We start from the raw sequence: 20,501 nt of genomic DNA, 5'->3' as shown, positions 1-20,501 counted from the left end.
GATAAGATTGGATGAAAGGATGGCATGATGCCATCCTTTTGTTTTTAGGCACTGGCCTGATCAAGTATATCCAGATCTTCTGCCGACAGTTTGATCTCAGTTGCTTTGACGAGGCTTTTAAGCTGCTCGAGTTTGGTGGCGCTGGCGATTGGTGCTGTCACCCCCTTGGCAGCCATAATCCATGCCAGAGCAATTTCTGCCGGGGTTGCATGATGGGCACGACTGACGGTGTCCAGAGCTTCTAGAATGCGCCAGCCGCGTGGATTGAGATATTTTTCGACACGGCTGCCACGGGCGCGGTCGGCAAGATCGTCTTTTGTGCGGTATTTGCCGGAGAGAAAACCGGATGCCAAACTATAATAGGTAATGACACCAAGGCCGTTTTTAATCGCAATATCCTGAAGTGCCCCATCAAAACTTGTTCGATCATAAAGATTATATTCCGGTTGCAGGGTCTGATAGGCGGGAAAATTATTTTTTTTGGCTGCCTCTAGAGCAGCGCTTAACTGTTCGGCGTCAAGATTTGAACAACCGATGGCACGTACCTTGCCTGTTTTGAGTAGTTTTTCATAAGCGGCCAATGTTTCTTCATAAGGCGTGTCGGGATCAAACCAGTGTGATTGATAGAGATCTATAACATCGACTTGCAAACGGCATAATGATGCTTCGACCTCCTGTTCGATCCAACGGGCCGACAGGCTTTTTTTCTCGGAACTGTCCATGGCTGAACCGACTTTGGTAAAAATCAGGACCTTGTCACGTTTGGCAGGGTTGGCTTTTAGCCAGTTGCCGATAATGGTTTCCGATTCACCGCCCTGATTGCCCTCAACCCATCGGGAATATGAATCGGCTGTGTCGATTGCATTGATGCCGAGGTCGACAAGAGCATCGAGTAATTGATGGGAGGTTTTTTCGTCAGCTGTCCACCCAAAAACATTGCCGCCAAAAACAAGCGGTGCAATTTCTAGTCCGGTGTTGCCAAGTTTACGTTTTTTCATGGATCAAACCTTTTATACGATAAAGCGATGTCATTATCAGGCTGATAATTATAAAAACAGGATTGCCGGATTTGAAAGTCAATTTTAGGCAAAAAATATTTTACTGTTCGTGAGTGGGGATGCTGGGCCTAGGTGAGGTGCAAGGTTTCGCGTTGTTTACGGGTCAGCTTGGCGCAGACAAGCTGGTAAGACTGACGGATATAGGCGCGCAGCTCATCGTCATTGAGATCGCTGTCGCGATGCACAGCAACCCATGTCGAACTTGTATAGGGTGCGCGCGTAATGCCGGGCTGCGTGCACATGATTTCATAGCTTTCAGCTGTCGTCTTAAAAATAATGGCATGTTTCCATAGACCGTCATGATCACCAAGAGCAGCAAAAAACTTCGGACCAATCTTGGCTATACGTGCATGCCACTGATCTGTAAGTGTTACAGACGGTAGCGATATGGCATATTGATTGAAATGATCGCGAAGATAAAGGGACATTGATTCTTACATTTTGGAGAATGGTAGCAGAGGAGGGATTCGAACCCCCGACACAAGGATTATGATTCCTCTGCTCTAACCTACTGAGCTACTCTGCCATCGGGACTTGAAACGGTTATTCCTTTTCAAGATCAAGCGCGGGTATAAGCGTTCATATGTAGCGCTGTCAAGCATCCTTTTCATCGCTTTAGCTCTTGTCATTGCACACTATCGCAATTAAGGAACTATAGAAGCCGTTGAGAGCGCGGCCCTTATAGGGATGACGCTCTTTGACAGTAGGCAAATGGAAATGATTTGATTTACTGTGATGAGCTTATATAAACGGAAGATACCCATATAGATGGGGCTTTTGATAAAAGGCAGAAAGTGAATGGCGTCACGCGTTGCAGTATTAGGATGTGGTTACTGGGGAAGCAACCATATACGCACCTTGAAAAGTCTGGGGGCGCTGGCTGGCGTTGCCGATGCCAATCCGCATCGTGCAGAAGGCTTTGCTGCCGATCATGAAGTTGAGGCCATAGCTGTTGATGATCTGTTTACGCGTCCTGATATTGATGCAATCGTGCTGGCTTTACCGCCGCAATTCCATGCTGAAAATGCTATTCGTGCCATGGAAAACGGCAAGGATGTCTTGGTCGAGAAGCCGATTGCGCTAAATGTGCCGGATGCCGAGCGGGAAGTTCAGGTTGCCAAAGATAAGAACCGTATTTTTATGGTTGGCCATGTGTTACGCTTCCATCCTGCTTTTGAAAAATTGCTTGAGCTTGTTAAAAGTGGCGAACTGGGTGAGGTGCGCTATATTCATTCGCATCGTTTGGGGCTTGGAAAGTTTCATACGGAAAGTGATGCTTTGTGGGACCTTGCCCCGCATGATCTGTCGATGATTTTAGCCATTACCGGTTGTGAGCCTTTGGAAGTGCGCGGCGAGGGGGCTGCTATTATTGATCAGCTTTCCGATTTTGCCCATGTCCATATGAATTTTCCTAGCGGCGTGCGTAGTCATTTGTTTGCCTCCCGCCTTAATCCATATCGTGAACGCCGTTTGACTGTTGTTGGTCGAAAGGCGATGGCGGTATTTGATGATGTTGAGCCATGGAACCGTAAATTGGCCATATATCGCTTCGATGTCTGGCAGGATAATAATCAATGGGCTTTTACTGCCGATGAACCTGAATATATTGCAATATCTGAAGGTTTGCCGTTAACGCGCGAGCTGCAGCATTTTCTTGATTGTATCGAGACACGTCAGGAGCCACGCACGAATGGTGATGAAGCTGTCGCTGTTTTGCGAATTTTGACGGCTGGTAGTGTTGATCACACCATGAAAAATAAATAGTCTTTACAATTGCTGTTACACTGGTAATCGATCTGTGATCATCCGCTAGTGGCGTGGTGTCTTTAAAATCGTTACAATATCATCAGCGATTCTCAATCTATGACAAAAATTGGAGCCGACATGCAATTTATCGACCTTGGTGCCCAGCGTGAACGTATCAGCAATAAGATTGATACTGCGGTGTTAAATGTCATTAAAAGTGGCAAATTCATTCTTGGGCCGGAAGTGGCGACATTGGAAAAACAGCTTGCCGAATATGTCGGTGTCAAGCATGTAATCGGTTGTGCCAACGGGACAGATGCGCTGATGATGCCGCTTATGGCCCGTGAAATTGGTCCGGGTGATGCTGTTTTTGTACCAAGTTTTACTTTTGCCGCAACGGCCGAAGTTGTTGCGCTGGTTGGCGCAGAACCGGTTTTTGTCGATGTTCTGCCTGATACCTATAATATGGATCCTGAAAGCTTGCTCAACGCTATTGATATGATCAAAAAGGAAGGTCGCCTCATACCCAAGGCGATTATTCCGGTTGATCTTTTCGGCTTGCCTGCCGATTATAATGCGATTTCGGCTATTGCTGTTAAGGAAAACCTTTTTGTCATTGAAGATGCAGCGCAGTCTATTGGCGGCAAACGGGATAATGCTATGTGCGGTGCGTTCGGCAATGTGGCGGCAACCAGTTTCTATCCGGCCAAGCCTTTGGGATGCTATGGCGATGGCGGTGCCATGTTCACCGATGATGATGATCTGGCTGACGCACTGCGTTCGGTACTTTTCCATGGCAAGGGCGAAACACAATATGACAATGTGCGTATTGGTCTTAATTCGCGTCTTGATACGATACAGGCAGCTATTCTGATTGAAAAACTGGCTATTCTTGAAGATGAGATGGAAGTGCGTGCGAAAATTGCGGCGCGCTATAATGATGCGTTACGTGATATTGTCAAAGTGCCGGAAATTCCGGCGAGTAGCCGTTCGGCTTTTGCCCAATATACAATTGAGGTTGAGGCGCGTGATACTTTGAAAGTACATTTGCAGGCTGCTTCCATTCCCACCATGATCTATTATATCAAGCCGCTTCATGCGCAGACGGCCTATAAAAAATATCCACAGACACCGAGCGGCTTGAAGGTTTCGACCTATGCAGCCGATCATGTGCTGAGTCTGCCTTTCTCGCCCTATCTGAGCGAGAGCGATCAGACATTGGTTATTGATTCAATCCGCCAATTTTATAAAAAATAAAATTCCTATCAAGGAATCCTATCGGGCTGACGTCTAAGCCATAAACAGGAGAAAACTGTTGGATGTGTTAGAGGCAGCCATACAAGGCGATAAAGGGGCGTTCACTGCCCTTTTGGCGCAGCATTATGACTTTATTTTTTCTGTCGCTTGGCGCTGGTGCGCTAATCGCGAAGATGCTGAAGATGTAACACAGGATGTCTGTATGCGTCTGGCACGTTGTGTTTCGTCTTTTCGCAAAACCGCCCAGTTTCGTACATGGCTTTATACAATAACACTCAATGCTGTACGGGATTTAAAACGTCGTCAGTTACGTGAACATACAAAACGTGCCGAATGGGCGCGGGAAAGGCCGCTTCATGAACAGGCAGATGATGGGGCGGTAGACGAATTATGGGCATTGGTGCGTCAATTGCCGGAAAATTTGAGTGATGCTGTATTGCTGGTCCATGGCGAAGGTTTAAATCATGCTCAGGCTGCAAAAGTGTTGGGATGCAAGGAATCGACCATTTCATGGCGGTTAATGGAAGCGCGCAAAATGCTGAAAACTTTTGCATTAACAGAGGTGGCGTGATGGTGAAAGATAAGTTTGAAGAATTTGATCTGGATGCCTTGTCCCGTTTGAATACGCCACAGGCCGATCATAAACGGCGTGACGATATTATTGCGCAGGCGGTATCGGCTTTTGAGAAAGAAAGACAAAAAAATATAAAGTCATCCCAAGGAATGGTCATGGGAGAACGTCTCAATGTTGTATTGAAACAACTGTGGAGACAGACAATGAACCATAAATTTGCAAGCGGAACAGCTTTGGCGTCTATGCTAGTGTTGGGGTTTGGCGGCTATTATGGCTATCAACATTTTATTAAAAGAGAATCGTCTCAGCTATTAGCACAGGCCGGTGTAACAGTGATGTGGAACTCACCGTTTGGCCCTCTTGGGACTGAATATCCAGATTCAGTAAGAAAAGGGAATAGTGATCAGTCGCCAATATTAGGTTCTGACATGTCGACAGAACACGCCAAGGAGGCCGTTGTAAATATGCCGGACTCTCAGCAGACTGCAAAAGTAGAATCGACATCAAAGATAGTAAGATATTCTACTTCGCGCTCCGCCGACTGGGGGGGCGACTTTTCTACTTCTGGTGACGTTCCCTTTAATGAGGCTGTGCCACCGTTTAAGTGGGAGGGACATTATGTTGGCGGACAAGTAAGGGCGGACGCAAAAACGGACGGTGAGCCTTATTCTCTAGAACAAAAATATGCCCGTATTGATGCGCGTGGGAATGAAGATGATATACGACAATATCCTTCTCAATCTAGTGGTGACCGTTTTCCTAAAGCGAATGAATATCCGCTGACTCAGGTCAAGGAGCAGCCGGTTTCAACCTTCTCGATTGATGTCGATACTGCTTCCTATGCCTATGTGCGCAGAAGCCTTGAAGGTGGGAAGTTGCCTGATCCGCAATCGGTGCGGGTCGAGGAAATGGTCAATTATTTTCCTTATAATTGGCCGAAGCCTGAAGATAAATCAGTTCCATTCCGTACCACGGTCACACTCATGCCGACTCCATGGAAAGCAGGGACAGAGTTGATGCATGTTGCTATTCAGGGGTATGATGTGGACAAGAAGCTAACACCGAATGCTAATCTGGTGTTTTTGATTGATATTTCCGGTTCTATGTATTCGGCTGACCGCCTACCACTTCTGAAAACGTCGCTTAAAATGCTGCTGAATCAGCTCAAACCGACAGACAAGGTTTCTATCGTCACCTATGCGGGCGATGCTTCGACTGCGCTGGAATCGACGTCTGTTGCCAATAAACAGAAAATTATTGATGTATTGGATCGGCTTGAAGCCGGTGGAGGTACAGCAGGTGGTGACGGTTTGAAGCTTGCCTATGACCAAGCACGTAAGGGCTTTATCAAAGATGGCGTCAACCGTATTTTTCTGGCATCAGATGGTGACTTCAACGTAGGTGCCTCCAGTGATGACGAAATGAAAACGCTGGTTGAAAAAGAGCGCAAGGATGGTATTTTTCTATCGGTGCTGGGTTTCGGCATGGGCAACTATCAAGATGCCATGATGCAGACATTGGCACAGAACGGCAATGGCGTTGCCGCCTATATTGATAACCTTTCAGAAGCACGCAAGGTGCTGGTTGAAGGTGCAGGCAGCAATCTCTTTACCATTGCCAAGGATGTGAAAATTCAGGTCGAGTTCAATCCTGATAAAATTGCCGAATATCGCCTGATCGGTTATGAGACCCGTGCGCTTGCACGTGAGGATTTTAACAATGACAAGGTGGATGCTGGTGATATTGGATCCGGTCATAAGGTGACGGCTATCTATGAAATAACACCGGTAGATAGTCCTGCACGTTTACGTGACGATTTACGTTATCAGCCTACAGAAAAGTCTGACAATAACAATCAGGAACTTGCTTTCCTGCGGATACGCTACAAACAGCCGGATAGTGATAAAAGCCAGTTGATTGAGACACCGGTAACAAAGGCGCAAATGGTGCAGAGCTTTGATGTAGCCCCACAGGATGTGCGTTTCTCGGTTTCAGTTGCCGCTTTTGCACAAAAGCTGCGCGGTATCGATCAGTTGCAGGATTATAGCTATGACGCGATTAGGGATATGGCCGTGAAGGCACGTGGTGATGATCCATCCGGTTATCGTTCAGGTTTTATATCGCTGGTTGATCTTGCTAAAAGTCTTAATCATTAAGAAAACCACATAGCAATACCGTTGTAGATTGTTGAAAGTTTATCGGCTTTGTCGAGGAAATGGATGACAAAAAGGGCGGCAATTACCCAAGTGGCAGGATGGACTTCCCGCCACTTGCCACTGAAACTTTTCAATAGGGCATAGCTGATGAAGCCGAAAGCCAGCCCATTGGCGATGGAGTAGGTTAACGGCATCATTAATGCTGTAAGTGCTGCGGGTACACTGTCAGTAAAATTATCCCACTTGATATCGACAAATTCACGCATCATCAAGCTGGCAACAAAGATCAGTGCCGGTGCTGTGGCATAGGCCGGAATGGATGTAAAAACAGGAGCAAAGAACAAGGCCAGAGCAAAGAAAAAAGCAATGGCTAGCGCCGTTAGTCCGGTGCGTCCGCCTGCTGCTGCACCGGCTGCACTTTCGACATAGGCGGTTGTCGAGCTGGTACCAATAAGAGAGCCTGCCAGAATGGCTCCGCTATCGGCAAAGAGCGCCCGTCCCAATGTGTTGGGCTTTCCTTCTTCAATTAATCCGGCTCGCTTGCCGACACCGATCAATGTGCCTGTGGCATCAAAAATTTCGACCAGCACAAAGACCAGCAAGACATGGAACAGACCCGTGTGAAGAACGCCTTTTATATCCAGCTGCAAAAAGGTTGGAGCAATGGATGGGGGAAGGGATACAGGTCCGCTTTCGATTATCTTTGCCAGGCTATCAGGATTGGTCACGAAAGAAATAATGGTGACGACCAGTATGCCTATAAGAATAGAACCACGAATTTTAAAGGATTCAAGCAGCACAATGATCAGTAGACCGAGGCCGGCTAAAAGCGGAGCTGTTTGAGTGACATCGTCAAGTGCAACCATTGTGTGCGGGTCGGCTTTTATAACGCCAGCACTTTTCAGGGCGACAATCGCTAGAAACATGCCGATACCTGCTGCAATTGCACTGCGCAAGGATTGTGGAACCCCTTCGATGAGCCATTTACGTACACCGGTGGCTGTCAGAATAAAAAATATAATACCCGAAATGAAAACAGCCCCTAAAGCTTGCTGCCATGTGTAATCCATTTCCGGTGACAGAACGATTGTTGCAAAAAATACATTCAGTCCCATACCGGGTGCCATACCAACCGGCCAATTGGCAACAAAGGCCATGATCAGTGTGCCGATAATAGCGGCGGTGCATGTTGCAACAAAAACGGCATTCTTATCCATGCCGGTTTCGCTAAGGATGATAGGATTGACAGCCAGAATATAGGACATGGTCAAAAAGGTTGTCAGTCCGGCAGTCACTTCGGTGCCAACACTGGTCTTTTTTTCCTGTAACCGAAACAGCTTTTCCAACATGCTCAATAAACCTTCTTGTCGATAATCACGCGAAGATTAAGGGAGATTGGTTTTAATCGTTAGAGGTGGAGTGAAAATATAGCGCGTCGGCCTTAGATGATTCACAGATATTTGACACGCTCAGGCGGATTTATCCAGTGCTGCAGCGGATTTTTTGATGCGAGCGGCAAGGCTCGATGAGCCTGTTGCGGATTGTGTCAGGGCAATAATCGGCGATGTTTTGCCTTCTGCCTGCATTGTTTGGGCCACAATGTTGGCTGCAAGCGTTTTAATATCTTCACGTAATGCGTCCAACATATCCTTGTCAGGATTTTCGCCATTGGAAGATATTGCGTTTTGTAATTGTTGGCGCAATTTTTCATTTTCTTCATGCAAGGCATTGATTTGTGCTTCGTTGTTTGCAATGTCGGCGCGGTCTAGATGGTTTTGCATGATCTGGCTGCGGAGCTCTTCAATGCTTGTTCCCTGTATATTTTCAATATGGGCGTTCAGTTCTTTTTCTGTGGCAAGCTCTTCACGAGCTTCCTGCAACAGGTCTTGAAGTTCTGCATTTTTTAGCTCTAGTTCGCCCAGATGATAGGCTTGTTCTTTGGCAAGGCTGAGGCGGACTTTCTGTTCACCATTCTGCTTTTCAACGGCCAGACGCATTTCGCGTTCGCGCACCAGTGCAATTGCGTGTTTTGCACGAAGAAAGTCGCGGTCTGCTTCTACTTCACGTAAGGAAATTGGTACATTTGTTTCGACAATTTTGCGGGCCAAATAAAGCGCACGACGCCAGAGAATAGGGGCACAAAGTGTCAATAGAAAGACTGTAACGACAACACCGAGAATGAAGAAAAGTACGGATTGGATGATCATTAAAATGCCCTGTCGGATATGTCATTTAAAAAAACATTTCGATCTTTTAGCAAAAAGTAGCTTTTTTTTAAATGGGCATTGCCTTTTAAAAGCAATGCCTCATTCTTTATTTAGCGGATGATATGTTTAGAACGGATTCCATGTTGCGCTGGGTGTCAGCTTGAGATAGCCGATATTGACGCCGAGGCGGGCGCCGACACCGGTGCGAACAGGAACAAGCAGTACGTTTTTGCGTTTGAGAACATTAAAACCGACACCGGCTACCAGATAGGCAGAGCCTGAAACACCGGCAAAACGTCCCCAAAGGCTATTCAAATTATCAAGATCATAAACAAGAATCATCAGGCGTGAGCCCTGTCCGCCAAAGTCCCAACCAATCGAGGGGCCTTGCCAAAAGGTTTTATGATCACCGATATTCTTGGTGTAGAGAGTGCCCTCGCCGTAGGTCAGGCCACCAACAAAGGCGCCGGATCCTTCTTCTCCCAGGATATAACCGTTGGGCAATCCGTATTTTGAAAAGATGTTTTCAATGGCTGTGGCTAGGCCACCGGATGTCTCACCAAAGAACCGGTGACCGGAATCAACGATTTCCTGTGAGCTGTATTGATTATTCTGGTTCTGCGCTGCGGCTGTGCCGACGGATATAAATACCAGCGATAGGATGACAGCCGCAATACGTAGCGACATTGACAGGGGTGAAATGGTCATATCTTTACCTTTCTGCTGCCAGAATTGGTTTCTTTATGGGTAAATACCCGACTCATCTTCCAGTTTAAGGAGCAAAGCTATTTAAAGTCTTAATGTATGTTACGGATTATTGAATTCATGCAATATGCTGTTCAAATATTTGTTTGCTGCATTATTTGTCTTGAAAGCGGCTTCCTATTTTTTGATAGGCGTTAAACCCACAAGAAAAATTATCTTCTCCTTGCGGCATAGATGCGGCGGCATTGAAACTTCGATCATTTCCAGTTCTTATGGGATAAACGAATCATCGGAGTTTTCTATGCCTCTTTCAGTCACTCTTTCTGCAGCCGATCTTGCCGCTTTGCTCGCAAGTCGTATCTGCCATGATCTTATTTCACCGGTTGGTGCCATTGCCAACGCGATGGAGCTTTATGACGAGGGGGGCGCGGAAGAAGATGCATTGCAACTAATCCGCATGTCAGCAGCTAATGCTTCGGCACGTTTGCAGTTGGCGCGTATTGCATTTGGGGCTGCGGGTTCTGCCGGTAGCGAGATCGATACAGGCGATGCCGAGAATGTTGCACAGAACTTTATAGCCAATGAAAAATCCAATCTTGCCTGGCATGGGCCACGGCTTTTGCTGCCTAAGAATAAGGTCAAATTGCTACTTAATCTTGTACTTTTGGCCAACGCTTCTATTCCGCGTGGTGGTGATATCGGTTTGACGATTGCGGGAGAGGGCGAAAATGTTAGTTTTACATTGGTGGTCAGCGGTAAGATGTTACGTGTACCACCGAAGTTTTTGGAACTTCATTCTGGTGCCATTCCTGAAGAACCGGTCGATGCTCATTCAATCCAGTTTTATTATACGCAGTTGCTGGCTGATATGAGTAATATGGCGATCAAGATAGAAGTGAAGGCAGAAGAAATTATTTTTCGTGTTGGATAAAAATGGCAATAAAAAACCCGCCATAATGGCGGGTTTTTTATTGAAGCATATTATAAATTACGCAGTTTCGCGCAATGTCTCGCCCATTGGTTCACGCAGTACATAACCGCGTCCCCAAACGGTTTCTATATAATTGATTCCGCCCGAGACCGAATCTAGTTTTTTGCGCAGTTTGCAGATGAAAACGTCGATAATTTTCAGTTCCGGTTCGTCCATGCCGCCATAAAGATGGTTTAGGAACATTTCCTTAGTCAATGTTGTGCCTTTGCGTAGCGACAACAATTCGAGCATCTGGTATTCTTTGCCTGTAAGATGAACCGGATGGCCAGCAATCTCAACAGTTTTGGCGTCAAGGTTGACAACCAGATCACCGGTTGTGATGACAGATTGTGCATGCCCTTTGGAACGGCGTACAATGGCGTGAATACGGGCGACAAGCTCGTCTTTATGGAAGGGTTTTGTCATATAGTCATCGGCACCGAAACCGAGACCACGCACTTTATCTTCAATGCCGCCCATGCCGGACAGGATAAGAATAGGTGTCTTGATTTTTGATAGACGTAATGTGCGCAATACTTCATAGCCGGACATGTCAGGCAAGTTAAGATCCAGCAGAATGATGTCATAATCATAAAGTTTGCCCAGATCGACACCTTCTTCGCCGAGATCTGTTGTATATACGTTAAAGCTTTCAGACTTGAGCATCAGTTCGATGCTTTGTGCGGTTGCACTGTCGTCCTCGATTAATAATACGCGCATTGGTAATCCCCTTTCCGCCACCCGATGGGTGTTCATAATAAAACTGCCGGTTGATTACGGACCGGCCAGCTCAAACCTAAAATGATTGCTTTCTATCTATCCCTTGCAGATAAAAACCAATTTTCGGCAGCACGCGGAACAGTCGTTGCCTTTGAAATTGAGAATGCACGGAAATGGTTAACAAAATATGATTCTTTTTGGCAAGAGGTTAATAAAAATAAATATAAAAGAATCAGTGTACCTTATTGATTCATGAGTGAATCTACCGCTTATAGAGGTATTAATTTTACATTAAGAAATTAACTTAAGTGATTCATCAGACTCATGCTTTTTCGCATATAAAAAATATTTTTTCTGTTTACCGAGCCTTAAGTCTCGTCATGTAGATTATCGTCAGACCGTTAAAATTAGGTTCGTTCAAGAGGGGATAAAAGTCTCTTTTGACGTATCTGAACCATATTGAAATGGAAAAAAACGGATAAAGGCCGAATCACTTGTGTCAAAAATAGATAGATGTGAGGTGGTGTTTTTTGTCCGGTATGAGTTTGCGTAAACATGTTTAACATGTGTGAGGGAGTAAAGTGTATGAAGCCGCGTGATAGTGTTGTTCGGTTGAAGTTGTTTCAGGTACGTGAAAAACGTCGGCAATTGGCTCAGCTTGATATGATGATAGCCGAGTTTGAGCGTATGTCCGGCGAACTTGAATTGCAGATTGCGCAGGAAGAAAAAAAGGCGGGCATTACAGATATAAATCATTTTGCCTATCCGACTTTTGCCGCCGCAGCTCGCAATCGTCGTGAAAATTTGATCAATTCCATCCGTGATTTGCATATCCAAAAAGCCAGTGCCGAAATTGCGTTGCATGAAGCAGAAGCAGAATTGGAACGCGCTCAAGCTCTTGAGGAGCGCGATGGCCGTGCTCTAAGTGAAGACGAGATTGTTTTTGTCCAGCGCCGTTCGATGATTGGCTAATCAGGACTAAAGAATATAGGTTGAAGGCTGTATAGGGGGACTATGCAGCCTTTTTCTTTTCGTTTTTAAGTAGGTGATTGTTGTAATACTGCCCATTAAATATCCGAAGTATGTAAAAGCTTTCGATATATTTTGTTGCCGCTTGATAAGCGGCTTTTTGATGAAAAAGAGAATATCTTAAAAAAACAGCCGGATGATTAATCCGGCCGTTTTTATGGATATGGTATCGTGTTTTTGATTTAATGGCGGTATTGCTGAATACGCGTGGTACGTAATCCAGCAAGGCCATGTTCATCAATTGAACTTTGCCATGATAGAAACTCCTCAACTGTCAACGTGTAACGCTGACATGCCTCATCAAGGCTCAAGAGGCCGCCTCTGACTGCTGCCACTACTTCTGCCTTGCGGCGGATAACCCAACGCCTGGTACTCGTAGGCGGAAGATCAGTAATGGTCAGTGGACTTCCGTCCGGGCCGATAACATATTTTACTCGCGGTCTTAAAAGATCGGTCATTGTACTCTCTACTTTTACTCAAGGAACCAATCGCACAATGACGACATTAGCAGCTGAGCTTTAAAAAAGCGCTAAACTGATGATAAGATTTGCTTAATATTTGAGCCTTTTAAAAAGAAGACTAATTTTAAATAAGTTAAATTAAATCAATGGGTTATATTGTTTTTGTTGTTATTTTGTTTGTAGGCCAAAATTTCATTGCTTTCTTTTTTTTATTTTTTTTTTTAAGTTGGGGGCAGGAATGTATGCTGCCATATGCAAAATATGAAGGCATATATTGCTATCAGCTCTTGAACTGATTGATAAAGGTAAAATTATGTCATTAAATAGTCTGGATTTGCCCAAGGCACCAGAAGCGACGCGTGTTGTTGTCGCTATGTCAGGCGGCGTAGATTCTTCCGTTGTTGCAGGTTTGTTGAAAAAACAAGGGTATGACGTTGTCGGCATTACTTTGCAGCTATACGATCATGGCGCTGCAACCCATCGTGTTGGTTCATGCTGTGCAGGGCAGGATATTGATGATGCCCGACGTGTCAGTGAGACTTTGGGTATTCCCCATTATGTTCTTGATTATGAAGCGCGCTTTCGTGAGGCTGTCATTAATCCTTTTGCTGAAAGTTATGTTCATGGTGAGACGCCTATTCCTTGTGTCGCCTGTAACCAGACTGTAAAATTTGCGGATCTTTTGGAAACTGCGCGGGAACTGGGAGCTGATGCATTGGCTACCGGCCATTATATACGCAGTCTTGCCAATGGCCCGCATCGCGCTCTTTATCGTCCTGTTGATGCAGACCGCGATCAGAGTTATTTTTTGTTTGCGACAACACAGGAACAGATCGATTATCTGCGTTTTCCTCTTGGAGAGCTGCCTAAGCCGCGGGTGCGTGAACTGGCTGCTGAAATGGGATTGGTCGTTGCCGATAAGCATGACAGTCAGGATATCTGTTTCGTGCCGCAGGGAAAATATAGCGATATAATTGCTAAATTACGCCCTGAAGCAGCGCAAGAAGGAGATATTGTCCATATTGACGGTCGTGTATTGGGCCGTCATAGCGGCATCGTCCATTATACAATCGGCCAGCGCCGCGGTATTGGCATAGCAACAGGTGAGGCACTTTATGTGGTGCATCTGGATGCCGCTAATGGCCGTGTTATTGTTGGTCCGCGTGAGGCACTTGAAACCCATAAGATTGTGCTGCGGGATTGCAACTGGTTGGGTGATAAAGCACTTGAAACTTTGGGTGTCAAAGGCGAACCGGTTTTTGCCAAGGTTCGTTCGACTCGCCCACCGCGTCCTGCGATTATTCGCTGGCAGGATGATGCACTGACGGTTGAACTACTCGAGGGGGAAAGCGGCGTTGCGCCCGGTCAGGCTTGCGTGCTTTATACAGATGATAGCAATGAGGCCCGTGTATTGGGAGGTGGTTTTATCGCGCATTGTGAGCGCGAGAAGCATGCTGAAGTTTTATTGAAAAAACTGCTTTCATCTTTTGAGCTGGATAATGCCATCTAATTTCATTTAGATGGTTGATTAGTTCAGGCGATTGGGATCGGCAAAGTGTGACAGCGCAATGCCGGTTGCTGTTGCAACATTAAGACTATCAAAATCATAGGCAATCGGTATTCGCAAAGTTCTGGCCTGTTTTAGAATTTGTTTGGGTAGACCATCGCCTTCTGTCCCGAAAAGTAGGGCGGCACGCTTGGCGCGTCTCGCTTCATTGAGATAGGAGGGGGCCGCCGGGCTGAGGGCGAAAATCTCGAATCCTGAATCTGTAAGCTTGCTCATGATTGTTTCGATTGTTTCGCCTTGGGTATAAGGTACTTTTAAGGCTGCGCCGACCGAGACACGTATGGATTTGCGATAAAGCGGATCACAACATGTTTTGTCGAGGATTACGCAATCGGCAGAAAAGGCTGCACTGTTACGGAAAATTGCGCCCATATTGTCATGATTGGATATACCGCAAAGGACTGGTACTAAAGCTTCTTCTGGTAGTGTGGCCAAGGTCTCGTCCAGCGAGGGGGGCATGATACGTTCACCTAGTCCCAGCATGCCGCGATGAACAGGAAAGCCTGCAATTTCATTCATCACTTTTTGCGGGACGCAATAGATCGGACAGCTTGGCGTGTACTTTTCCAGCAATGGCATAAGGCTCAGTAATTTGGCGGCAACAACAACCAATGATAAAGGCTTGAGGCGTTTGGATTGTAGTAATACCTGTAAGACAACTTTACCTTCGGCAATAAAGTGATGTTCACGACCAACCAGATCCTTTTCGCGAATATTACGAAAAGGCAAAAGGCAGGGATCGTCTGCATCATTGATCGTTTGTATATTCAGAGCCATAAGCGAATATCTACCATCGTTTGTTATAATCTGCCAGAGCAGGAATGACATACTTTGTAAAGTTGGCTTTTTAAGATTTCGCCAAGCTTATAGCATAATCGATTTGGTTATAATGTGACATTGCAAAAAATAGACATTTAGGGGGGAAAGTGAAATAAGGCATAAAACAAGGTGAATAGAGATGCAGCTTCCCATTGAATTACGCAGTCTTGTTGATCAATTGCTGGCAGGTGCTGCCGTGGGCGAATTGGCGATAGCTTCTGCTCGCTTGACAACACGCTATCGTGGTGAGGTGGTGGATGGGCACATGCATCTGGATACAGATGCAGCTGCCAAGGCCTATATTGCTGCGCGTTTTCCTGCAACCTATGCGGCTATCCATACTGCTTTGGAGCAGATTGTTAATATATATCCGGATTTTTCTCCTGAAACCATGTTGGATGCTGGGGCCGGCCCGGCAACTGCGGTTTTAGCTGCAAGCAATGTTTTTGATAGTCTCGTTCGTGCCGATCTTTATGAGCAAAGTGCTGCAATCCGCAATATTGGTGAAGCATTATCCGCTTCGCTTTCTGATTGCCGCCCCCATTGGCATCAGGCTGATCTGTCTACCCCCGATGCGTGCGGGTTTGCAGCCGCTGATCTGACTAGTCTGTGCTACGTTCTGGATGAATTGTCGTCTCTTGATCAGGATCGGCTGGTTGAGGCGCTTTGGCAAAAAACAAACGGGGTCATGCTGCTTGTAGAACCGGGAACTCCACAGGGATGGCTGCGTCTGATGCATCAGCGTCAACGGTTGCTGGATATGGGCGGTTATCTTATTGCTCCTTGTCCACATCAAGGACAATGCCCGTTGAAAGTACCTGATTGGTGTCATTTTAGTGTCCGGCTGGACCGATCAAAAATGCATATGAGAACAAAAGGCGCTGAACGATCCTATGAAGATGAGAAGTTCATCTATCTGGCTTTTTCTAAAGTTGCCGTGGGCAGGCAGCCTTATGCATTTGACCGTATTATTGCCCCGGTTAGGAAAAGCAGTAACAAGATCGAGTTAAAATTGTGCCAACATAGTGGTAAAATGTATAATCACCTCGTAACAAAGTCGATGAAAGAAACCTATCGTTTGGCTCGACGCAGTATGTGGGGGGATATTATAGAAGTGCCAAAAGTTGAAAATAAATAGGGATGAGATGCTGGATTGATGGGAGGAGGCTATTTTTTTAGTTGCATATAAGAGGTAGGCTGGGTAAAAGTTCGGATATGAATAGATTGACTAAACAAAACAATATCTGGTGGTGGGGTTGCTGATAGCGGCCCGCTTCAATGCGTTTGTATAGTATAATCAATGGCCGCAACGGATTTCCGGGCGGCCTTTTTTAATCGTGGTCTGGATTGTTGTCGGTAAGGATAAGTGACAGGTCGGGAGAAAATCGACAATGGATACAGTAATGAAAAACGAAGCTTCTGTTTTGAGCTATGTGACGCAAGGTGGCATAGGCGTTAAACGACAGCGGGATAGTGTGCCTTATGCGGGTGCAATTGACGGGCTGGTCGATGCGCTGGATAACCGTTGTGGTGCGATTTTTTCTTCCAATTATGAATATCCCGGTCGCTATACACGTTGGGATACCGGCATTATTGATCCGCCGATCGCGATCACAGCCCGTCACCGTCATATGAAAATAGAAGCCTTGAATAAACGAGGTGAAATATTATTACCGGCAATCTGCAAGGTGGTTTCCCTATTGGATGATGTGAGCGTCAATAGGGTGCAAGTACATGGCTTTGATGTGGATATCGCCGAGCCGAGGCGGATTTTTACTGAAGAAGAGCGTTCCCGTATGCCTTCTGTTTTTACTGTATTGCGTGCGATTGTCGGCTTGTTTTTTTCAAGTGAGGATCAAAGTCTCGGACTTTATGGTGCCTTCGGTTATGATCTTGCTTTCCAGTTCGAACCGATTGAATTCAAGATCAAACGTCCGGATGACCAGCGTGATCTGGTTTTGTATCTGCCGGATTCTATCCTTGTGGTCGATCATTATTCTGCCAAGTCATGGATTGACCATTATGATTTCGAGGTTGAGGGCCATTCGACGGAAGGTTTGGCTCGTGAAACGGCAAGTCAAAGTTTCAAGGCGTCAGATCAGGCGCCAGAGCGCGGTGATCACGTGCCAGGGGAATATGCGGAATTGGTTAAGGCTGCCAAGGATAGCTTCAAGCGGGGTGATCTTTTTGAGGTGGTGCCGGGGCAGACTTTCTTTGAGCGATGCATAACCACTCCGGCAACGATTTCACGACAGCTCAAAAAAACAAATCCGTCTCCTTATTCCTTTTTTATCAATCTGGGCGAGAATGAATATCTGGTTGGCGCTTCTCCTGAAATGTTTGTGCGTGTATCTGGCCGCCGTGTCGAAACATGCCCGATTTCGGGTACGATCAAACGCGGTGAAGATGCGATTGCCGATGCCGAACAGATTATAAAATTGCTCAATTCCAAAAAGGATGAATCCGAGCTTACGATGTGTTCGGATGTCGATCGCAATGATAAGAGCCGCGTATGCGAGCCGGGATCGGTTCGTGTTATCGGGCGCCGCCAGATAGAAATGTATTCACGCCTGATTCATACGGTTGACCATATTGAGGGACGTCTGCGTGAAGGAATGGACGCATTTGATGCATTTCTTTCGCATGCATGGGCGGTGACAGTGACAGGTGCGCCAAAGCTTTGGGCCCTGCGCTTTATTGAAAATCACGAAAAATCGGCGCGTAGCTGGTATGGCGGCGCGGTCGGCATGGTGCATTTCAATGGCGATATGAATACCGGCCTTACATTGCGTACCGTACGCATCAAGGATGGCATTGCGGCGGTGCGTGCAGGCGCAACCTTGCTATTTGATTCCAATCCGGAAGAAGAAGAGGCCGAAACAGAATTGAAAGCATCGGCTATGCTGGCTGCCATTCGCGAAAGCGGTAAAAGCAACCATGAAAAGGTCGAGGCTGTTTCTCATCAGGTTGGACAGGGATATTCTATTCTTTTGGTGGACCATGAAGATTCCTTCGTGCATACATTGGCCAATTATTTCCGTCAAACAGGTGCCAAGGTGACGACGGTACGTACACCTGTTGCCGAACAAGTTTTTGATGCGTTAAAACCGGATCTGGTTGTTCTGTCCCCTGGTCCCGGTATGCCGAAGGACTTTGATTGCAAGGCAACAATTACTAAGGCCCGGGCTCGTAATCTGCCGATATTTGGTGTCTGTCTCGGATTGCAGGCGTTAGTCGAAACCTATGGTGGCGGGCTGCGCCAATTAGAGCTACCCATGCATGGTAAACCATCCCGTATCAGCATTAATCAGCCGGGCATTGTTTTTTCCGGTTTGCCAAAAGAAATAACAGTTGGTCGTTATCATTCGATTTTTGCCGATCCGTCATGTTTGCCGGATGTGTTTGATGTAACTGCCGAGACAGCGGATGGTATTGTTATGGGCATTGAGCATAAGTCGGAGCCGGTGGCCGCGGTCCAGTTTCATCCTGAATCGATTATGACTTTGGGCGGTGAGGCCGGTATGCGGATGATTGCCAATGTGGTGGCTCATTTTTGTCGGAAGGGCACACGCTGATATGGTACCCAAGGCACGTATAAAGGCTCTGGCGGGATTATCTATTCCTGTTGCTTTGATTGTGTTCGGGCTCAAATATTGGTCTTATGCCTTGACTGGTTCTGTTGCTCTTTATTCGGATGCATTGGAATCGATTGTTAATGTTATTGCGGCTATTGCGGCATGGTGGGCTATTCGCATCAGTATGAAACCGGCTGATCATGACCATCCTTTCGGTCATCATAAGGCTGAATATTTTTCAGCTGTTATTGAAGGCGCATTGATCATTGTTGCGGCTATTCTTATTCTTAATGAGGCTTGGGGCGCACTCGGTAGGCCCCATATGTTGGAAGAGTCGACAACCGGATTGTTTATTAATGGTGTCGCAAGTATTCTTAATGCGGCGTGGGCTTTTTTGTTGATTAATCAAGGTAATTATTATCGCTCGCCGGCATTGAAAGCCGATGGCATCCATCTTATGACCGATGTGGTAACATCTGTCGGTGTGCTTGTCGGCCTTGTTGCCGCTTTGCTAACAGGCTGGGCCATTCTCGATCCGGTTTTGGCGATTATTGTCGCGCTTAATATTCTGTGGCAGGGATGGAAGGTTATTAATGCGTCTGTTCAGGGACTGATGGATGTCGGTGTTGAATTGGAAGAAAATGTGCGCATTAAAAATATTATTTCAGCTAATGCCGAAGGAGCAATTGAAGCTCATGATTTGAAAACCCGTATTGCCGGTCGCGCAACTTTTATCGAATTTCATCTGGTGGTGCCGTCAGAAATGACTGTCGGTACGTCACATAAGATATGTGATCGGATTGAAGATGCATTGCGTGATGAAATCCAGAGTGCGCGCATTGTGATACATGTTGAGCCTGAAGATGAGGCAAAACTGCCGCCGGGGACAACGGCTGTTCCCTTTGCCTGAAAATATGGGATAATAGAATGATGCTTATTCGTAATCTTCATGAAAAAAATCTGGTTTCCGGTTGGAGTGAATTCAGTGAGTATTCATATGATTACCAGCGTCGTGATGGCCGATGGATTAAACAGACACGCGAGGTTTTAAAACGAGGGCCGGCTGTTGCTGTATTACCCTTTGATAAACAGCGCGGTACGGTTTTACTGGTGCGCCAATTTCGGATGCCTGCTTTTGTTGCAACGCAAGAGGGGGATATGATTGAGGCTTGTGCCGGTGTAATCGATCGTCAAGATCAGCCTGAAGAGACAGCTTTGCGTGAGGCGCGTGAAGAGCTTGGCTATGACATTAGGCTGGAAGAAAAAGTCTTTGAAGGCTTTTGTAGTCCCGGCAACTCCAGTGAAATCAGTTATCTTTATCTGGCTGCTTATCGGCAAGGTGATAAAATTAATAGCGGCGGTGGTCTGGAAGAAGAAGGCGAAGATATTGAAATAATTGAAATGGCGTTTGATCAGGCTTGGGACTTAATGGTCAAAGGTTCCATTCGCGATATGAAGACGGCTTTGCTTTTATGGGCTTTATCAAAAAAACTTGAAGGATGACGTCGCTATTTTGCATTGTAATCTTTTGATTAAAGGATTGCATGACAAAAATTACTGTGCCATATTTTTGCTATGAAGACAGACAATGTAAAAATTTGTTATAAGAAAAGCGCCGCGTTAGCGGGCGCAGGTCTTTGCCTTTTCAGCTCTCTTC

The 20,501-nt window shown here is 46.1% G+C and carries 19 protein-coding genes and 1 tRNA gene; 11 read left to right on the top strand and 9 right to left on the bottom strand.

What is annotated here, in order from left to right; all coding sequences use genetic code 11:
• Window positions 1-44 precede the first annotated feature (44 nt).
• The 3 genes from ACYZ97_RS07330 to ACYZ97_RS07320 form a co-directional block, all read right to left on the bottom strand.
• Complete coding sequence (locus ACYZ97_RS07330) at window positions 45-998, bottom strand: aldo/keto reductase (protein WP_473297817.1); 954 nt, start codon at window positions 996-998, stop codon at window positions 45-47.
• A gap of 128 nt (window positions 999-1,126) precedes the next feature.
• Complete coding sequence (locus ACYZ97_RS07325) at window positions 1,127-1,486, bottom strand: MmcQ/YjbR family DNA-binding protein (RefSeq protein ID WP_473297816.1); 360 nt, start codon at window positions 1,484-1,486, stop codon at window positions 1,127-1,129.
• 21 nt (window positions 1,487-1,507) lie between these two features.
• Window positions 1,508-1,584, bottom strand: a tRNA-Met gene (locus ACYZ97_RS07320).
• Window positions 1,585-1,856: 272 nt separating this feature from the next.
• On the opposite strand from ACYZ97_RS07320, the gene ACYZ97_RS07315 reads away from it, so the two are divergent.
• The 4 genes from ACYZ97_RS07315 to ACYZ97_RS07300 all read left to right on the top strand — a co-directional run bounded on the left by ACYZ97_RS07315 (window position 1,857) and on the right by ACYZ97_RS07300 (window position 6,791).
• The gene (locus ACYZ97_RS07315) at window positions 1,857-2,822 is read left to right on the top strand and encodes a Gfo/Idh/MocA family protein (protein WP_473297815.1); all 966 of its coding nucleotides are present in this window, start codon (window positions 1,857-1,859) and stop codon (window positions 2,820-2,822) included.
• A gap of 120 nt (window positions 2,823-2,942) precedes the next feature.
• Window positions 2,943-4,061 (top strand): DegT/DnrJ/EryC1/StrS family aminotransferase, encoded by a 1,119-nt coding sequence (locus tag ACYZ97_RS07310; RefSeq protein ID WP_473297814.1) that lies wholly within the window; start codon window positions 2,943-2,945, stop codon window positions 4,059-4,061.
• A gap of 64 nt (window positions 4,062-4,125) precedes the next feature.
• Complete coding sequence (locus ACYZ97_RS07305) at window positions 4,126-4,632, top strand: RNA polymerase sigma factor (protein WP_473300661.1); 507 nt, start codon at window positions 4,126-4,128, stop codon at window positions 4,630-4,632.
• The gene (locus ACYZ97_RS07300; protein WP_473297813.1) at window positions 4,632-6,791 is read left to right on the top strand and encodes a vWA domain-containing protein; all 2,160 of its coding nucleotides are present in this window, start codon (window positions 4,632-4,634) and stop codon (window positions 6,789-6,791) included. Before ACYZ97_RS07305 ends, ACYZ97_RS07300 begins: the two co-directional genes overlap by 1 nt.
• Here the strand turns inward: ACYZ97_RS07300 and ACYZ97_RS07295 are convergent.
• The 3 genes from ACYZ97_RS07295 to ACYZ97_RS07285 all read right to left on the bottom strand — a co-directional run bounded on the left by ACYZ97_RS07295 (window position 6,788) and on the right by ACYZ97_RS07285 (window position 9,706).
• Window positions 6,788-8,140, bottom strand: coding sequence for an NCS2 family permease (locus tag ACYZ97_RS07295; RefSeq protein ID WP_473297811.1), 1,353 nt, complete (start codon window positions 8,138-8,140; stop codon window positions 6,788-6,790). The two genes, ACYZ97_RS07300 and ACYZ97_RS07295, sit on opposite strands and share 4 nt — an antisense overlap.
• A 120-nt stretch (window positions 8,141-8,260) precedes the next feature.
• Complete coding sequence (locus ACYZ97_RS07290; RefSeq protein ID WP_473297810.1) at window positions 8,261-8,998, bottom strand: hypothetical protein; 738 nt, start codon at window positions 8,996-8,998, stop codon at window positions 8,261-8,263.
• A 126-nt stretch (window positions 8,999-9,124) separates the two neighbouring features.
• On the bottom strand, window positions 9,125-9,706 hold the full coding sequence (locus tag ACYZ97_RS07285) for a DUF1134 domain-containing protein (protein WP_473297808.1): 582 nt from the start codon (window positions 9,704-9,706) through the stop codon (window positions 9,125-9,127).
• Between the two features lie 298 nt (window positions 9,707-10,004).
• Here ACYZ97_RS07285 and chpT point away from each other — a divergent pair, with 298 nt between their 5' ends.
• Complete coding sequence (chpT, locus tag ACYZ97_RS07280) at window positions 10,005-10,634, top strand: histidine phosphotransferase ChpT (protein ID WP_473297807.1); 630 nt, start codon at window positions 10,005-10,007, stop codon at window positions 10,632-10,634.
• 57 nt (window positions 10,635-10,691) lie between these two features.
• Here chpT and ctrA read toward each other — a convergent pair whose 3' ends face one another.
• A complete protein-coding gene (gene ctrA, locus ACYZ97_RS07275) occupies window positions 10,692-11,393 on the bottom strand; it encodes a response regulator transcription factor CtrA (RefSeq protein WP_473297806.1) in 702 nt (233 codons plus the stop codon).
• Between the two features lie 585 nt (window positions 11,394-11,978).
• On the opposite strand from ctrA, the gene ACYZ97_RS07270 reads away from it, so the two are divergent.
• Window positions 11,979-12,365 carry a flagellar export protein FliJ gene (locus ACYZ97_RS07270; RefSeq protein WP_473297805.1) on the top strand — a complete coding sequence of 129 codons (387 nt, stop codon included), beginning with the start codon at window positions 11,979-11,981 and terminating at the stop codon, window positions 12,363-12,365.
• A 239-nt stretch (window positions 12,366-12,604) separates the two neighbouring features.
• Here the strand turns inward: ACYZ97_RS07270 and sciP are convergent, their stop codons facing one another.
• Complete coding sequence (gene sciP, locus ACYZ97_RS07265) at window positions 12,605-12,880, bottom strand: CtrA inhibitor SciP (RefSeq protein WP_473297804.1); 276 nt, start codon at window positions 12,878-12,880, stop codon at window positions 12,605-12,607.
• A 316-nt stretch (window positions 12,881-13,196) separates the two neighbouring features.
• Here sciP and mnmA point away from each other — a divergent pair, with 316 nt between their 5' ends.
• Entirely contained in the window at window positions 13,197-14,393 is a 1,197-nt protein-coding gene (mnmA, locus tag ACYZ97_RS07260; RefSeq protein WP_473297803.1) for a tRNA 2-thiouridine(34) synthase MnmA, read from the top strand.
• 18 nt (window positions 14,394-14,411) lie between these two features.
• On the opposite strand, the gene ACYZ97_RS07255 is transcribed toward mnmA, so the two are convergent.
• Window positions 14,412-15,227 (bottom strand): TrmH family RNA methyltransferase, encoded by an 816-nt coding sequence (locus tag ACYZ97_RS07255; protein ID WP_473297802.1) that lies wholly within the window; start codon window positions 15,225-15,227, stop codon window positions 14,412-14,414.
• A 181-nt stretch (window positions 15,228-15,408) separates the two neighbouring features.
• On the opposite strand from ACYZ97_RS07255, the gene ACYZ97_RS07250 reads away from it, so the two are divergent.
• The 4 genes from ACYZ97_RS07250 (at window position 15,409) to ACYZ97_RS07235 (ending at window position 20,347) form a co-directional block, all read left to right on the top strand.
• Complete coding sequence (locus ACYZ97_RS07250) at window positions 15,409-16,407, top strand: small ribosomal subunit Rsm22 family protein (RefSeq protein ID WP_473297801.1); 999 nt, start codon at window positions 15,409-15,411, stop codon at window positions 16,405-16,407.
• Window positions 16,408-16,660: 253 nt separating this feature from the next.
• Window positions 16,661-18,844 (top strand): anthranilate synthase, encoded by a 2,184-nt coding sequence (locus tag ACYZ97_RS07245; RefSeq protein ID WP_473297800.1) that lies wholly within the window; start codon window positions 16,661-16,663, stop codon window positions 18,842-18,844.
• A gap of 1 nt (window position 18,845) precedes the next feature.
• Window positions 18,846-19,754, top strand: coding sequence for a cation diffusion facilitator family transporter (locus tag ACYZ97_RS07240; RefSeq protein ID WP_473297799.1), 909 nt, complete (start codon window positions 18,846-18,848; stop codon window positions 19,752-19,754).
• A gap of 17 nt (window positions 19,755-19,771) precedes the next feature.
• Window positions 19,772-20,347 (top strand): NUDIX domain-containing protein, encoded by a 576-nt coding sequence (locus tag ACYZ97_RS07235; RefSeq protein ID WP_473297798.1) that lies wholly within the window; start codon window positions 19,772-19,774, stop codon window positions 20,345-20,347.
• Window positions 20,348-20,501 lie beyond the last annotated feature (154 nt).

Source organism: Bartonella sp. bp_1 (genome assembly GCF_055808085.1).
The sequence above is the reverse complement of the archived record's forward strand: the minus strand, read 5'-3'. Positions and strand labels throughout refer to the sequence as shown.